Here is an 18576-nt window from a genome sequence, read left to right as displayed (position 1 = left end):
ATGACATAGCTCATAATATTAATTATTAAACATAAAAAAACCCAAAACATGACGTTTTGGGTTTTAACAAAGTTTAGTTAAAATGAATAGTAGATTTGGGGCCTATATTTATTTAACTAAGACTTTTTTAGAGATTTCACCAATCTCAGTTTTAAGGTTAATGATATATGTACCTACACTTAAGTTTTTTGTTTTAAGTGCTATATAGCTTTCGGTAGTAACCTCATTAAAACTGTAAACTTCTTGTCCAAGCATGTTCATAATTTTAGCTTGATCTATTCGAATGTTTTTAGGGTTATTAATAATCATACTATCGCTATCATTAGCAAAGTATGCTTCCAGGTTATATATTTCTGATTCTTCTATACTTAAAGCTTGATCTGTGAACGTAATTTCAAAACGATCTAAGTATGCACCAGCTGGTAAGTCTATTTCAAAATCACCATTTCTTAAATTATTATAAGTATCTAAGGTTTTATCATGAACGTATACTTGTAAGCCTTCAGGGAAGTTGGTAAGTGCATCAATTTTAAACGTATTGATTCCGCTTACGTTAGTTTTTATTCCTAATGGAAGAATAGTAGATTCGTTAACTGTATTAGTTCCTTGAATTATAAATTTTTCATCTTCTATCATCCAGAACATATCTGCAGATTGATCATCTTTATTAATGGCATCAAAACCAAAGTCAATTAGATTTGTTGCACGATCATCTCTGGTAACTAACAGTTGTCTCTTATAGGTATTTGAAGTATTAAAGCTTAATCTCATTTTTAATCTATCATCTTCTTGATTATTGGAAGCGTTATTAGTTGCATCTTGACTTGCTCTAATAAACACAGAAGAGGCACCTTCTTTTTGGAAAGCTCTTTGGTTGTTTTTAAAATCTATAGTACCATTGTTTGCTCCTATAACAAAGAATCCTTGTGCTACAGGAATATATCTTCCAGGTCTTTTTATTCCAATTCCGCCAGAAGCGTCTGTACCACCAGTAGTATAATCATATTGTATAGCTTCTGTACCACCAGATAGGTTGTAAACAGCATATCCACCTTGATACTCTATAGTATTGTGTGTACCACCCCCAAAATGTTCCCAGTAGTATATAGAACCGGTAGTATTTGTATTTGCTAATATAAATGTGTTAGCATCCATAGCAGAAGCGTAAGGATTACCAATTAAATAATCATTTCCAGCATTTATATTAAGGGTGATATCTCCATTGTTTGGTTTCCCTTCTATAGTATAGTTTTGTTGAAGAGTTACGTCTCCTGTATCTGCAACACCTTTCATTGTAAATCCTTCTCCAGGAAGTAGGCTTCCAGTATTTCTAATATGTTGCCAAGAAGCATAATCTTGAGAAGTTCTGTTACTAAACTTCCAAATCCAATAATTAGCAATAGAAATTGGCGAACCATTAGATCCATTATAACCAGATACAAAATTCATATTAACAGGAGCAAGGGGATTAGAACCATCTTTAAATATGTTATCATTTAAGGTATAGCTATTATTATTAGATACTGTATTACTAGCTCCAACAGGAGAAGACCAATAGTTATACGTGTAATAATCTTGGGTACCTTGTTGGTCTTTTTCAAGAGTACCAGCACTAGTAACATTTAGATCACTATCTTCTGTTTGGATAAGTTGCGATTCTCCTTGTAAATCTATTTTTCCATCTAGATTTAAGAAATGCGAAACGGTTAAACCGTTACCTGTACTAGAAGTATTATCTCCGTTAACAGTAAGTTTGTTTGCATCTACAAATAAACCTAATACCGATCTATTTTTATTATTTGCACTAGGCAAACTAGTATTATCCATAGTAACGTTATGATTCGTTACCACAATATTCCAATCTACCGTTTTTGTATTATCTACAATAGAAGCAGTTCCTGGTATGGTTTGTACGTTTCCGTTTAACCAAGTAGCATTGGTATTCCAATCGCCATTTGCATTCGATCTATATGGAAGTGGAGCTGTTTGGTGATCTACGGTATTTAGGTTTCTTAAGTACCCTTGATTACCATTACCAGACTCGTCTTCGGTATTTGTATACGTATAAATAGACATTGGATAGTAACCTGCTAGTTTTGACCAAGGAATAGTTATTATGTCATTTTTTGTAACTGTTGTTGGCATCACTTTACCATCTACAAATGCACCATTATCAACTATTTCTTGATTCATGATGTAGTGTAATTGTGTTTCCGTTAAAGCGGTATCCCAAATTCGTACTTCATCAATATTTCCTTTAAAATGTGCAGTAGGTGTGTTTTTTGCTGCAGCACCAACATAAAAGTATTGATTAGTAGCGGTAGGGTTACTTAATGTAGCGGAAACATCTTCAATACCATCAATATATAGCGTTGCTGTACCAGAGCTATACACAACAGCAACTTGATGCCATTCGTTCTCGGGAATAACAACGGAAGAGTTTATACTTTCTGTTGATGCTCCGTTTTTCCAAGATACTTCAAATTTCCCTGAAGCGTTAATTTTAAAGTCATATCCTTCTGAATAAAGGAAATCTCTTTTAGATAGGATAGAGGTATTGTTGGAGCCAGACTCTCTATTAATCCATGCAGAAATAGTAAATTCGGAAGGATTTAGATTTAGTTTATCTTCCATATCAATAAAATCCACAGCACCATCAAAATATATAGAACGTTCTACTATAACTTGCGGGGCATATCCAAAAGTGATATACTTTGTTCCATCAAAGTCATAGTCTGTCTCTAAGTTTGCACCATTAGCAGTCATTAATCTATATTTAGCTGTTGGATCGAATACAGGGCTATCCGAAATAAACATGTAGTAACTTCCAGGAGGTGTAATATTACGAATTGCATCTTTCGGAATTGAAATTTTTACGGAAGGTATATCGCCACCATTTTCAACTACTTTCCATACACGTTGCATAGCAGTAAAGGAAACATTTGTTGTAAGCGTACCAATACCAATACTCATATCCACGCTAATAGTGGAAGCTGCTAAGTTTAAATCTACACCATTGTTTCCCCAAACTAAAAATTCTTTATCGTTTAGGCTTGTAGCATTGTCAGACTGGTTTAAATTATTAGTGTCATAAATATCGGTTAATCCCATGGTAACAATTCCTTGCGTTCTACCTAAACCATCAGATGCATTATTTACACTTCGGGATTGTTTTTGGTTTAAGTCGGAATCATCATCTCTACCAATACCTGCAATATCATAATTAAACATATCATTGGTAGGAACACCAGTATTATTATCCCAAATTAAAGATCCATTACTATCTACATAATCTTGTGTCGTTCCATTAACACCTAAAGTAATTCCGTATTTAATACCTAGATACGATTGTATTCTGTTTCTTTCTACGGTTAAATCTGTATCTATTTTTCTATTAGAATATGTAATAACTTCTGCTATTCTTGCATTAGTAGTTGCTTCCCATCCTTCACTACGACCTAACCAATATCTGGAATTGTTTACATTTACAAAGGAAGGAATATCATTTTGATTACTTTCAATATTATTTGCATTATAGTATAATTCTTGTTGTGTTACTGCGGGGTTATTTCTAGCATTAATGATCCCTACGTTGCTATATGAAGTGTTTGGGCCATCATTTACAGCATAACCATCACCAGCAATACTAGTAGTATACGTGTCTAGTGAAAAACAGATAGATTCATTACTAACACGACCGGTAAAGTCACCAAAACCTATACCTGTAGCATCTGTTGCATTTGTAGAAAAATCTGCATCCCCACAAAATACATCCATAAACCCGAAATCTTTGTTTATTGGTGTATCATCTGGAATGACTACAAGGAAGATTTCTTGTGTATACATGCCAGAAGTACCTTCTAAAAACTGCGTTGAAGTATTATCAAAGGAGTAATCATCATCTAAAGAAAATGTAGAAAAGGTATTATCAAATTCTACAACAGGGTTAAAGTTTATATTTCTTGAAGTATTATCGTAGTACGTTGGTTCTTGTCCGGTAGTATTTACCGCTGCGTCTGAACCATTACCTTGATCTACCCAAAGGGCTACAGGTTGTCCATCAGTATACCCTAAGCCATCTGTGCTTTTAAGCCACAGTGCTAAATCGGAATTTACTCCACCAGGAGCAGTTGCTCCAGCACCTTGAATATTAAAAGTATATGGATCTTCATCACTGTCATCATTTTCAATAGTAACTGTAGCGGTTCTAGTTCCAAGTGCACTAGGATCGAAAGTAATATCAAAGGTTGTACTTCCACCAGCTCCAATGCTACCTGTAGGTGTTGCTGTAACTGTGAAGTCTGCTGCATTAGTTCCACTAATAACAACGTAAGGTGCCCCACCAGTTAAATTTAAAGTAAGGGATCCGCTATTTTGAATAGTGAACGTATTTACTTGCGTTCCTCCAGAAACACTAGCACTTCCAAAATCGGTAGCATCCAACGGAGAAGGAGTTGTATCTCCATCAAGAATGGTAGTTGCGTTACCTTGCAGGTTTATTTCAGGCGTTATTGAGAATCCATTACCTTGAATTGTAAAAGTATATGGATCTTCATCGCTATCATCGTTTGCTATGGTAATTATTGCAGATCTTAGTCCAGCTGCACTAGGGTTAAAAGTAATTTCAAATGTAGTGCTTCCTCCAGCAGAAATTGGAGTAGTAGGATTTGCATTTAGTGTGAAATCTCCAGGATGTAATCCGGAAATAGAAACATATGGAGATGCCCCCGTTAAATTTAGAGCAATAGATCCGCTATTTTGAATGGTAAATGTATTGGTTTGCGAACCAAATAATATACCAACAGTTCCAAAATCGGTATCGTCGGCTGCAGCAGGTGTTGTATCTCCGTCATTAATGTTTTGGCCATTACCTACAACATTGATTTCTGGTGCATTTACTACCTCGGTGGTTAAAGAAATATCATCTATAGACATATCTCCTCTATAATCATTATCTGTTTCACCTCTAAAACGAATTTTAATAACCTGTCCTGTATAGGCGTCTAAACTGATATCTACTAAATTCCATGCTTGACCTTGATTTGATTGCACATCGCCAAATTGAGACCAAAGCGTAGTATAGGTAGCACCGCCATTAGTACTTACTTCTACAAAAAGATCTCCCATACCTGATCCAAACATGTGATAATAAAAGGAAAACAAAGCAGTAGATTCTGAAGTTAGATCAAAACAAGGGCTAATTAAATTAAATGTATCATTATAGTTTGGGCTACTGGCTTCTGTAAATAGATACCAGGAACCTCCATTAGCACCATTAGGACCTGTGTTATTGGAAGGAGTTCCTCCATTTTCTCTCGTCCAATCATTGTCATCTGTTGTGTCTTGACTCCAAGCACCTATACCAGATTCAAAACCTTCATTATAAGGAAAAGTATTTATAGAGCTTCCACAACCAGAACCAGTAATAACTATATTATCAAAAACATTATATTCATCATCATCACTAGCTGTTGATGAAAATCTAAACTTTGCATTTGTTACTAATGAATAGGTTGCAGAATCTAATGTAAAAGATAGATTATAGCTACTGTTACTTCCTGTACCTGTAAAGTGTGTTCCTCTTAGAAAAGTAGTTACTGCTTGCCATGTGGTACCATTAAAATACTCAACATTAAACCCTTCACCGTTATCTAGTCGTGAATTTTTAGCACAAAAAGAGATTTCAATAGAATTATAAGAAGAAAAATCAAGTGCAGGTGAAGTTATTCTATTACTAGCAGTTGTATAGTCTTTAGTGTATAAAGATCCGCTGCCATTACAAGAAAAATTATTATTATTTAGCCTACCAGCATCGCTACCACCGTCGGTCCATCCTTGTAAGCCAGATTCAAAATCATAGCTAGCAATTGTAGTTTGAGAATACATAATATTAGTTAAAAGCAAAATGCTAATAAACATAATATACCTTATCGTTTGATTAGTATAGGTTTTCATAAGTAGATTAATTTTAGTTTGGGCCTAATTAATATGTTGCCAAAAGTACTTTAAACATCTTTAAAATGCAAATTTATTCGATGAAATGCATAACATAAGTGTAATTTGTTGCTTTTTACAAACAACAAAAAGGCTAAAATATTGGTATTTCAGCCTTTTTATGTGTACTTCATCGATAATTTTTACTTGATGATTTTTCGTATAACCGTATTGTTTGAAGTGTGATTTATAATTTTTAAGAAATAAGTACCATTAGATAAATTATCTAAATTAGATACGTTAATAGTATTATTTATGGCCTGCTTATTTTCTAATTTAGTAATTAATCTACCGCTTAAATCATATAAGTCTACGCTAATTAAATTATTACTTAAACTATTAGGTAGTTTTATATTAATATCATTATTGAACGGATTTGGGTATACCGAGATTTCATCTAAATCAAAATCGCTATTACTAAGTGTTCCATCATCTTCTTCAATGATATTTACCGTATAGTCTTCAACCTCTCCATATTGAAAAGATTCACAACTAGTTGCTAAACCGTCGTACTTTAGAGAGACTCTCATTCTTGTATTTCCTAATAAGGCAGATGCAGGAATACTAATATCTTCAGATACTATTTGTGTATCATTTGCAGCAAGTGATACAACATTTTCATCGGCATCGTCAAAATCGCCATCCTGATTGAAGTCTATCCAAACTGCAATACTTTCATCATAATTTGTTCCTGACCAAGATTTGGTTACCGAAATACTATGTGTTAAGGTTTTGTCTAAATCTGTTGACATTGCTGTATAATCGGAATAACTATTGTCTCCAGTTGTGTTATTAATATCTCCAAGTGTTACATTTCCAATCCATTCATCATCGTCATTAGCGTTATTTCCGTTACTCCCACAATATGCTATTTGTGTTGTGAATAGGGTAGATGCTGCGTATGCTGAAGGCGCATTCGTACCACAAATAGAAGCTACTTGTACTTCGTATTCTTCTCCAACTGTTAATCCTGTAATTTCATACGTGGCAGTAGTAAGTCCTGTAACTGTGGTCCAAGTAGAGCCGCTAGTTGCTTTATACTGTAAATTGTAGCTATCTGCATCATCGGTCCATTCTATAGTTGCAGTTGTAGCACCTACGGTAGATGCTGTTATTCCTGTTGGTACAGTATTACTTGGTACTAATAAAACATCCGCTAGCGAAATAGTTTGACCATCACTAATAGTTTGATTCGTTAAAGTAACCGATTGGTAACAAGGGGATTCTATTAAAATATCATAAGTACCAGCTTTAATAGGTCTGTAGAAATCTCCATGAGAAATATCGGTAATTGTATGAGAATTATATGTATCATGGCCAACAATAGTAATTGTCGCATCTATTGGATTATTAGTGTTAGCATCTACAACTACTCCTCTAAAACCATAGGTTCCTTGTGTTAAAAAATCTAATAAGGCATCTCTGTTATAGTACCAGTAGTCATCTAAACTGCTCTCTGCTAATATTTTAACATCAGATAATTCTATTGTAATTTCTTTACATTGTTGGTAATAATTCATGTAATCCTGTCTACCACCATACACTCTATACCATTCAGCACCGTGTGTTACACCTGGACTTTGAGAGTAATAATTTTGCCATGCTTGGTTTCCGGCGTTCCCATCCCAGTCATCGTCATCAGTCATATAGGAAGACTTATTGTTATATGCAGGTGTAGCAGTTGTACCAGAGTTTGCATCTGTTTGACAATGTGTAGCATATTCTACACCAATATGTTCAAACCAATCATTATCTGCATGTATATATTGAGCGGAATATGCATTATCAAAAGGGTAGTTAACTAATTCTGTCCCGCCATGAAAGTTTGCAGATATAACAAAATGATTTGCGTCTGCTAAAGCCATAAACGCTAAAGTTTCCGTTTGGTATGCTTCTCCATCATCATGCGCTCCTGCTACATTATCTGGATAGTTTCTATTTAAATCTATATTATTTCCATTTCCTCTTCTAGCATTAACCACAGAAGTATTACTAGCACTATTATGGTATGTTCCGTCTGGATTGGCACTTGGATTAATCCAAATTTCTGCATTCTCTACTAAGTTTTTAATTCTTGCGTGATCTGCATGTCCTGTATTATTGTAAACAGTTAAAATATAGTCAATAAGAGAAAGCATCATTGGGTATCCAGCAATCTCATCTCCATGCATGGAGGATGTAAGCATGATTTTAGGTTCTTGCTCATCTGTAGAAACGTTATCCGAAATTTTCACAAATAATAACTCTTTGTCTCCTTGGCCAGTTGCTCCAATACTTAACTTTTGCACTAAAGAAGGGTAATCATCTTCAAAATCTTGCATTTGTGTTGCATATTCTGCATAAGTAGGATATGAACTTACAGGGAAACTTAAAGATGCTCTTTGAGAATTTCTTAAAGCTAAAGGTCTAACATCATAAATTAGTGCTTCATCTACTTCATTTTCTTCCTTTGGTATTGTAAATGGAATGTTTTTAGCTTCAAAAAGTCTAAATTGTTTTTCATTAGCCCAAGCGATAAGTGTTTTAGATTGTGCATCATAATTAATTATAGAAAAATCTCTAGAATACATTTCTATTTCTTTAGGGTCATTTACCTCAAATGTAAAAGTTAATTCACCTTGTTTAGAAATATATTTCTCGGCTTTTTCTTTTTCAGAAATTTGTGCGTTTACTGAAATGGTTGTTGTTAGTAATAATACCAACATTAAAGTAAGTTTTTTCATCAGAGTTTGGGTTTGATAAATTGATTGTTTAATTAATTGGGTGCTAATATATATAATTTTTTAATAAAACATCTATAAAATGCAAAAAAACCCGATAAAAGGTATTATTTTTTTAATTTAAATAAAAAAAACCTGAGTATAGATGCTCAGGTTTTATAAAGTTTAATTACTCTTAATGGGGGAATTTTGATCTATAATTACTTTACCAAGACCTTTTTAGAGATGTCACCAATTTCAGTTTTTAAGTGAATAATGTAGGTGCCAACACTAAGTTTTTTGGTTTTATATTCTATGTAGTTTTTGTTAGTGCTGTCTTCATAACTACAAATTTTTTGTCCAAGCATATTTACAAGAGTAGCTTTTTCTATTTGCAAGTTTTTGGGGTTGTTGATAACCATCGTTTCTGTGCTATTTGCAAAGTATATTTCTAAGTTTTCTATATCATTTTCCTCCATGCTTAGTGGATGATTGCTGAAAGTAATTTTAAAGCGTTCTAGATATTCACCTGCAGGTAAGTCTATTTGAAAATCATTACTTATTAAGTTGTGATAGGTATCTAGGGTTTTATCATATACATATACTTGTAAGCCTTCGGGGAAGTTCACTAATGCATCTATAGTAATTGTATTTATACCAGCGTCTCTAGTTTGTAAACCAATAGGTATTGTGGTGGTTTCGTTTATTTGATCTATACCTTGAATGGTGTATTTTTCATTACCAATCATCCAATACATATCATCCATTTGGGTGTCTATATTTTTAGCATCAAATCCCCAATCATAATCCTTTGAAGCTCTTTGGTCTACTGTAATAAGTAATTGTCTGTGTATGGTGTTTGTAGAATTAAAACCTAGACGAATCTTTGTTCTATTATCACCATCGTCTGCAGCAGCAGTGGGAGAGGCGCTTTCTTGATCTGTACGAATAAATATAGAATTAGTAGCATCTTCCTTATGAAACACGCGTTGGCTGTTATTGAATTTTATACTACCATTAGCTTCACCGGTTACAAAAAAACCTTGTGCTACAGGAATGTATTTTCCAGGTATTTTGGTTGGACTACCGCCAGTTGCTACATCTGGATCGCTTGTTCCTAAAGAAGCTGAAGGAGCTCCACCAGCAAGATTGTAGGTAGCATAACCACCTTGATAATCTGCAAGGATATGAGATCCGCCTCCCCAATGTTCCCAGAAGTAAAGCGTACCAGTTGTGTTGCCAGATCCATTAATAGTAGGTCCGTTGTCTAAAATAAATTTCTCGGCATCTATTGCTGAAGGATACGGATTACCCACTAGATAATCATTACCAGTATGAATAGGTAATGAAATATCTCCATTATTAGGTTTTCCTTGAATGACATAATTTTGTTCTAAACTAACGTTGTTATTGGTATTAGAAACACCTTTCATAGTAAACCCTTCTCCAGGAAGTAGGCTTCCTGTGTTACCAATATGTTGCCAAGAAGCATAGTCGTCACCAGTTCTATTGTTAAATTTCCAAATCCAATAACTTGAAATACGCAAAGGGGAACCAGTAGATCCATTATGTCCAGAAACAAACTGAATGTTAGCTGGAACAGCTGAATTTGTACCGTCTTTAAATATATTATTGTCTAATGTGTAACTATTATTATTAGATGAAGTGCTTCTTACGCCAACAGGAGAAGACCAATAATTATACGTGAAATAATCTTTAGTTCCTTGTTGGTCTTTTTCTATAGCGCCTTTACTGGTAACATCTAGTTCGCTTTCTGGACCTTGTACTAATTGCGATTCTCCTTCAAGATCAATTATTCCATCTAGTTTTAAATACCAGTTTATACTCATGCCAGAGTCATCAGAAACTTTTAATTTAACAGGGTTGGAACTTGCATCTAATTCGCTAATAAATAGGCCTAAATGTTTTTGTTCTGCATCTGTGGTAACATTACTATGTCTAATTTTTACAATAGACCAGTCATAAGTAATGGCATCGTTACCATTTACACCATCTTCTGGTGTGTTTACTGCAGTTGCTAAATCACCACTTTGTTTTGTAAGAAAAGGCATTGGAGCAGTTTGGTAGTCGATTACTTTAATATTATATAATTTTGCACCGCTTCCTGTATCTATAGTAGAAGTAGTTAAATTGTCTGTAATATCTCCTTTGAATTGATCTAGTCTATAATAGCGTAACAAAGAATTCCATGTTAATGGGTTAATAGTGCTTTCATCAATAAAGTCTGTAATATCTTTAGGAATAACTCTTCCTCTAACGCTACTTGAATTTTTTTCTATTTCTTGATATACAATTTTTTGTAATTCGTTTTCTGAAAGTGTTTTCTGAAAGACGCGAACTTCATCTAAAGCTCCTTTAAAATAAGTGTTTGTTTCATAAAAATTAGCAGCTCTACCCATTGTAAATCCAAAAGTGTTTGTGTTAAGTGGGCTACTTACTTCAGTAGTGTTATTTACTTCTTCACCATTTATATATAGTTTTAGGGTTCCGTTAGGTCCATCGTATGTTGCAGCTAAATGAATCCATTGGTTTTTAGTAATTGGCGTTACAGTTGGATCTGTATTAATGGTATTGCTATTTGCTCTTGCAAATATTATTGGTTGAAACGTATCTTGAATTTCAATCTCTAAATTAGATTGACCAAATACAATACTTCTACCAGTAAAAGTAGGATCAATTTTTACCCAACCCATAATGGATGCATTTGTAGCACCACTTAAAATTTGAGCATCTTCAACGTAATCATTTCTACCATCAAAATAGAGTAGTAGTTTCTTGTTAATATCTCTTGGAGAGCCAAAAGTAGAATCACTAGTATCGAATAAATCTACTATACCATCACCTTCCGCATCATTTGTATCGTCAATAACGCCATCATTATTTGCATCTAGGTCACTATATAATGTATGCGATATATCATACGTAGCACCATCGGAAGTAGTATCTATATAATCTGGTGTACCATCATTATCTGTATCTAATACATAGTAAAAATTACCATTACCTTGGTTTGTATTTCCGTATGCAGTATTAAAAGTACCACCATTGTAATAGTCGTAAATATCTAAAATACCATCTGTATAATATTCTAATGTGTTATCGGAGTCTAAGTCGGTAGGTCTTACGGTATCCGAATCTGGTCCGTCACCAACACCATCCCCGTCAATATCTCCATCTCCATTTTGAAAGGAAGTATTTGCTGAATTTCCTGCTCCAGATTCATCGACATCAAAAATAGCATCATTATCGGAATCTAAATCTAAATAGTTTGGTGTGCCATCATTATCAGAATCTAAAGTTAAATTCATTTCCACCAAATCGTGCATGCCATTACCATTTGCATCTAACCAGCTTCCGCTATTGGTTAAAGTAGCACTTGCACCACTATAATTACCTAAGCCAGCTTCTACAACATCTGGAATTCCATCGTTATCAGAATCCAAATCAAATATATCTGCAACACCATCGCTATCGGTATCACAAAGTGTTTGACTAATAGTTATATCATCAATCGCAAGGTCATTTCCTTGTCCTCCAAGTTCATTATTAATAAAATATACATTGAATTCACTTACAGGAAAAGTTAAATCTGCAGTAAATTGGTACCAATCCCCAGCGGTATTTCCGGCAGTAGTAGGAGTTATATCTCCTGTTGTAATAGATGCTAATACATTATTATTTACATCTCTAAACTCTACTAAAATATTAGGTCTTAATCTTGTTGCTATGCCAGGTGCATCGGATCTATCCAGATTCAATACCCAAAAACTATAGGTTACTGGTGTGTTTGGTAAAGCACCCGTAATAGACGCAGTATAGAAAATACCAGGAGCATAAGAAGCGTTAAACATAGCCATTCTACCATTTGTGTCTCCTGGAGTATGGTCTTCTGCGGTATACCAATAGTCGTCAGCCCAATCTGCAACCTCATTCACAGGAGTTTGATCGGTGCCATCTCCATTTGCTGCTTTATGATAGACGGTATATTCCCCATCATTTAAACTATTAATACTTAAATCTGGGCAATCTTCAGAATCTACACCTATTGATCCGTCTTCATAGCAGTAGGTAGTTTCTGCATTATAGTTCGTGTTTATGGTCGTTCTAGTGTTAGTAGCTCCAAAAGTTTCATTTAAAAACTTGTAGTTGGCAGTAATTGCAATAGAAGAGTTCTGGCAATCTGCTTGTTCTTCCGAATCTCTAATACCATCATTGTCGTCATCAATATCTATACTATCATAAACGCCATCACCATCACTATCAAAGAATTTTTCTTCCGATTTAGCAATAATTTGAAATTGGTAGGTAGATTCGTCATCATCATTATTATTAATAGTAACCGTAGTGGTTTTTTCGCCAACTGTTAAAGCATTGTATCTAATTGAAAATGTTGTGGAGTCGTAAATACCAACAGGAGTAGCGTATGGTGTACCAACAATTGTGAAATCTGTAGTATTAGATAATGAAATACTAGAAATATTTAAGTTCGCGGTTCCTGTATTATGAATGGTAAAAGGTCTAGTGATGGTTATATATGAATTTGCGCTACCAAAATTTGTATTGTCTACTATTAATGGTGTTGTATCTCCGTCTGGAATCAAATTATTATTTCCTTTAACATCAATTTCTGGAGCAGGCGGATTGGCAACAATTTTCACATTGTCTATATAAAGTTTATTCCAGTCTGAATCAGCATCACAACGTATTCTAAACTTTGAATTTGTTGAAAAGGTGTACCCATTAGTTCCTATATTAATGGATGCGGCATAATTTGTATTATTTAGAGGGAAGTCTACAACATTTGCATAGGTTCCTATATTTGTCCACGTGCTTCCTCCGTCACTAGAGTATTGTACCCAGAAATCTAATCCCCACCAAAAATTAGCCGTTCTATAATCGAAAGATATAGTTGCTGATCCATAGGAAGTTAAATTAATATTGTTTGTGGTGATTAAAGAACTACTTGTATTATCTCTTAGTTCTATAGCTGTAGATCCATTAATAGGAGCACCACTTAACCTTTGGCTATCTGTTCCTCCGTCATTCCAGATTCCCCAGCCGTAGTTAAAGTTTTCATTTGAAATAGTGGTCTGTGCAACTGTCTTTACAGAAAAAAACATACAAATTATAAGTGCGCAAAGCCATGATAAAAAAGTGAAATTTTTCATAATCGGTTAAGTTTTAGTTTGGGACTAAATTTTAATTAACAATCTAAATCAAACATCTATTAAATACAAATGTATTCGCTAAAACGTGTTGATAGTTAGTGTTTTAGTTTTTGAAACGTACATGTAACAAATTTATGAGTGTAATAATGTGTTTCGTTTTTATTAAGCTATTTCTTTATTAGTTTTTTTGATGCTATTTCATTGTGATTCTTATCAAATATTTTAATAAAGTATAAACCATTAGATAAATCGGTAGTACGAATAGCGTCATTATTTGAAATTGTATTTATTTGGTTTACAATTCTTCCTTGAAGATCTATAATTTTAATGTTTACGGAATTAAAAGTAGTTTCGTTAAACTTTATTTTAAAATGATTTATTGTTGGGTTAGGGAATAAGGAAAAACTATTTTGAAGATTAACCGTTTCTGTATTAAGGGTTTCTCCTGTAAATTTAATTTTTACAATAACACCTGGATTCTCAATAGATACTTGAGAACTACCAGAAGGACCAGAGGTACCGCCTGTATTATCTGTAATAGCATACATGGTAATTCCGTCTGGATCTAAAACTACATCTCTATATCTATCATTGGAAGAATGAAACTCTTCATAATATTGGGATCCGCCATTCACGGGAACTAAGGCGTCTCCAGTAGCATTTAATTTTGCTCTATAAATGGTGCCTTTTTTTAATGCAGGTATTAAAAGAGATGTTCCCCAATCTGGAATTAATCCAGCTTCATATATATTAATACTAGAAGGGCCTATTGTTGGCCAAGTTAACCAGTCTCCATTTGGTTGTATAGCAGTTGTGCTATTGTATGTACCAATTGGTTCTTGAAAATTAACTGGCATTCCAGAAGTAGATTCAGGAACACCTGATCCATTATTACAAGAAGTACCAGTATTACAACCCGCTATTGCGGAAGTATTACAGTATCTATACGCCATATCATCATAGTAACCAGCAATTTCTGGCCATCCATAATTTTTACCAGATTCAATAATATTTATTTCATCATCTGTATTTGGTCCATGTTCTGAAGAATACAACTTTCCGTTAGATCCAAAAATGATTCCTTGGGGATTTCTATGACCAACAGTATATAAATGACTTTGTACACCATTAAATGTAGGATTGTTGGAAGGAATACTACCATCTAAATTAAGTCTTAAAAGTTTACCTTGGTATGTATAATAGTTTTGATTGTTTATATCTGCTTGTGTTGGTAAAAGTTGTGCTCTAATTGGTTTGCATCTATTGCCAAACTGGTTGGCTCCATTATCACCAGCTGTGTAATATAATTTCATGTCAGGACCAATCTGTAATTTTCCGGAATTATGATCATTACTAGCATCTAAATCTTCAATAACAGTTACAGCACTACCACTATCTAAGTCTCCTGTACTTGGGTTATAAGTATAGCGTGCAATACGAAGTTTTCTTTCTAAACCACTACCAGGATCATTATCATAGGTGTAAGCAATAAAAACATGTCTTGTTGGATTGCTCATCGTTAAATCGCTGTATAGGCTTGGGTGTATTGCTATTCCCATTAATCCGTCTTGTCCTTCACTTTGATGTACTATACTTGTTAAGTTTAGTATGACACTTTTTGAGTTTATTCCATCAGTTGGACTCACTTTTACAATTTTTTTTCCAATACGTTCTGTAATCCATAGGTATCCATCTGGTCCATAAACAATGGTATTTGGATAATCTAACTCATTGTCTGCAGTAATATTATTTACTGTCCAATCTGCACTATTTGTAATAGGGTTTTGTGCAATTCCTAAGTGGAAACATAAAAAAGCAATAACTAATTGTAGTTTTAATTTCATTAGTAGATTTTTTAAAGGGTTGAATTTGAGCCAAATATATTAAAATATTTTAAAAAACATCTATGAAACACATATAAATCCGATAAAAGGTATGTTTTGATGCTTTTTGATAAAAAAAACCTGAATTGGTATATTCAGGTTTTTCTATATAATACATCTGTTTTTATGATAAATTAGAGATATTTTTATTCTTTAAAAGAAATGTTTATTTAAATAAAGTAGTTTACTTTTTGAGTACTTGTTTGGTTAATAATTTTACTTTGTTATCCTTTAAAAATTGTATAAAATACAATCCAGTTGGATATTTAGAAAGATCTATTCTTCCTGTGTTTTTATTAAAAGATTTTGCTTCTATTGTTTGTCCAATAGCATTTAAGATAATTACATTCGATATGTTTTTTGAAGCTTTAAAATAGATATAATCTTTTGTCGGATTTGGGTAAACAAAGATTAGTTTTTCTCTTTCCGTATTTTCTATACTTAAGGTATTGTCTGTAATTTCAATATTTCTTGTTGTACTATAATACCCATTTGGGTACAGGATAGATGTTGGTCCAAAAGAATAGGTAACGGTATATGTACCAACCAATGAATTGGATGCATCTATTTCTCCTGTACTAGCATCTATAGTTAATCCTGGAGTACTAGTGAATATTCCGTTAGGAACTCCTTCAATTGTTGGAGATGGATCTGTATCGGTTATATCATATGTGGCAGCTCCAAAATTAAAAACGGTAAAATCATTATAATGAATGTCTATATAGTTTAATACTACATTTGCATAATCAATAGCGAATGGTTCAAGGGTGCTTCCAACATCTCTAACGCGTCTATTTACTTCGGTCATAATACCATCAATATTTCCAGATGATGTGATATTACTACCGCTTCCTCCAGGATTACTACCATCGTCTACTGTGATATTTGCAGAGCCATGTCTTTCGTTATTATAATAGAAACCACTAAAGTAATCACTATTATTAGGGGCTGTGTCGTTACATGCCCCAGATCCTCCATTAAAATTACTAGGAGTAGCTCTATATCCATTGGTTCCATTTCTGCTGCAATTTGGGTAGTTCTGACTTGCATAATAAGTGCCTGGTGCATTGTGAAATAAAGCACCTAAACTATTAGGGCCTCTAACTAATTCTTCAAGATCTAATCCGCCTAGATTATTACTAACCAAATTATTAATTGAAGATCCAGATACAATGCTATTGTAATTTGAATTTGCTGATGTTAAATTGTTAGTCAGTAAATTATTTCTTGAAATGCGATAACCAATTTCAATTCTTGGCGTAGTATGACTCTGACCATGTAAATCAATATAAAGTCCTTTCTCATAATTAGCTTCTACAGACGTACTTGCATCATCAATAAATTTGTGCCATGCATTCCAATAGTATAAAGCTTCTGTAGTATCTGTTTCATCGGTATTATTTGTATTCGTACCATAGCAGGTCGATTCATCAACTTCTCTATTTGGGTCTAATTTAATTCTATTCAAGTTATTTATTATAACGTGTGCATAACCTCCTGTTTGAGCAAAGATCTCATCTTGTATCGCTCTAATTAAAATTCCGGTATTGTCATCTGGTTCATCTGTACCACAAGTTCTGTTTGGTAAGGATCCAGAAGTTATCGTTCCGCCATGAGGAGCCGAAATTATTATTGGTAAGTTACCATGTATGTATTCTATATAATTGTTTCCGCTACCATCAAATTCCGAAACTCCAGGAGCTAGAGGAATAGGAGGAGCAGGATCTTCAACAGCAAAATTTATTATTTCTGTTATTTCTGTATTTGCACCACTAGTGCTAAAATTACCATCAAAGTTTAAAACGGATACACCATCTACAGTAATAGACATGCTTCCATTACCATTCCAACCATCTCCATAAGTGTCATATACTATTACATAATAGCCAGTTCCTTCTGGGGAATTTGCATTATTAGTTAGACCAGAATATGTTTCTGAAGTATTATATGGATTTGCAACAGCTCCGGATCCATCATAACCATTATCAATAATTGGAGTTATAAGCGTGTCATCCCCAGTAGCTAATGTGCCATTTGCGTTATATAATTCGACTTTGTTTTCTGTAGACCATTGTGGCCAATCTACCGTGATAATAACATTAGATGTCTGTGCTATTATAGATGTTAAGGTGTACAAGAATATGCTGAAAAACAGTAATTTTCTTTTCATGATTTGGAGTTTTAAAATTTGGACTAAAATTATTATAATTTATCTCGCTCACTAATATAGGACATTTTTTATTGAAATATCTATAAAGTGCAATTAAAACCGATAAAGTGTAAAAACAGAGATGTTTAGGTATAAAAAAAGCTCTTAAGTTAATAAGAGCTTTTTTAGTAGCGAGAACGAGATTTGAACTCGTGACCTCTGGGTTATGAATTTTAATAAAAATTTTCAAAAATCCTGTTTATAGGGCTTCCCAGCGCTTAATATGTAAAATCGTGTTCAAAAACGTGTTCAGTTTTGTGTTCACTTTTGTTGTTAAATATTGTAATGCTAATGTATAAAAAAAACGGTAAAGAGGGTGAACTGGAATAAAAAAAATAACAGGATTTTTTATCCTTTTTATATGCTATTTAGAATAAAATATAGTTAGATTTCATTTAACGCTTTCTTAAGCAATATTACAAATCCTATAAATAGGTTTATATTTCATATAATCAGGAATAAAAAAAAACGGTAAAAAACGGTAATTGTTTTTTACCGTTTTTACTTTTTGGTTCTTTTTTGGGTAATCTGTTTAGATACCGTTTTTTGCCGTTTTTTTAATGTCTAATTCGCGTGATTCTTTTGCTTATACCGTTTTTTAC

5 protein-coding genes are annotated in these 18576 nt (G+C 33.5%); all 5 read right to left on the bottom strand.

Features of this window, described 5'->3' with window-relative positions:
* Positions 1-108: 108 nt before the first annotated feature.
* The 5 genes from AMD28_RS00920 to AMD28_RS00900 all read right to left on the bottom strand — a co-directional run bounded on the left by AMD28_RS00920 (position 109) and on the right by AMD28_RS00900 (position 17935).
* On the bottom strand, positions 109-5955 hold the full coding sequence (locus AMD28_RS00920) for a choice-of-anchor D domain-containing protein (protein ID WP_083478208.1): 5847 nt from the start codon (positions 5953-5955) through the stop codon (positions 109-111).
* A 182-nt stretch (positions 5956-6137) separates the two neighbouring features.
* Positions 6138-8717, bottom strand: a complete 2580-nt coding sequence (locus AMD28_RS00915) for a M14 family zinc carboxypeptidase (RefSeq protein WP_055442287.1) — start codon at positions 8715-8717, stop codon at positions 6138-6140.
* 197 nt (positions 8718-8914) lie between these two features.
* Positions 8915-13882: a LamG-like jellyroll fold domain-containing protein gene (locus tag AMD28_RS00910; RefSeq protein WP_083478207.1), complete on the bottom strand. Its 4968-nt coding sequence runs from the start codon at positions 13880-13882 to the stop codon at positions 8915-8917.
* Positions 13883-14049: 167 nt separating this feature from the next.
* A complete protein-coding gene (locus tag AMD28_RS00905; RefSeq protein WP_055442285.1) occupies positions 14050-15726 on the bottom strand; it encodes a PQQ-dependent sugar dehydrogenase in 1677 nt (558 codons plus the stop codon).
* 223 nt (positions 15727-15949) lie between these two features.
* Positions 15950-17935: a T9SS type A sorting domain-containing protein gene (locus AMD28_RS00900; RefSeq protein ID WP_083478206.1), complete on the bottom strand. Its 1986-nt coding sequence runs from the start codon at positions 17933-17935 to the stop codon at positions 15950-15952.
* Positions 17936-18576: the final 641 nt, after the last annotated feature.

Origin of the sequence: Lacinutrix himadriensis, from assembly GCF_001418105.1 — a bacterium.
Classification (GTDB): Bacteria; Bacteroidota; Bacteroidia; order Flavobacteriales; family Flavobacteriaceae; genus Oceanihabitans; species Oceanihabitans himadriense.
The sequence above is the reverse complement of the archived record's forward strand: the minus strand, read 5'-3'. Positions and strand labels throughout refer to the sequence as shown.

What these genes read in the sequence shown, in the direction of transcription:
- AMD28_RS00920 (WP_083478208.1), bottom strand. Translation starts at nt 5,955, where the DNA reads ATGAAAACCTATACTAATCAAACGATAAGGTATATTATGTTTATTAGC.
- AMD28_RS00915 (WP_055442287.1), bottom strand. Translation starts at nt 8,717, where the DNA reads ATGAAAAAACTTACTTTAATGTTGGTATTATTACTAACAACAACCATT.
- AMD28_RS00910 (WP_083478207.1), bottom strand. Translation starts at nt 13,882, where the DNA reads ATGAAAAATTTCACTTTTTTATCATGGCTTTGCGCACTTATAATTTGT.
- AMD28_RS00905 (WP_055442285.1), bottom strand. Translation starts at nt 15,726, where the DNA reads ATGAAATTAAAACTACAATTAGTTATTGCTTTTTTATGTTTCCACTTA.
- AMD28_RS00900 (WP_083478206.1), bottom strand. Translation starts at nt 17,935, where the DNA reads ATGAAAAGAAAATTACTGTTTTTCAGCATATTCTTGTACACCTTAACA.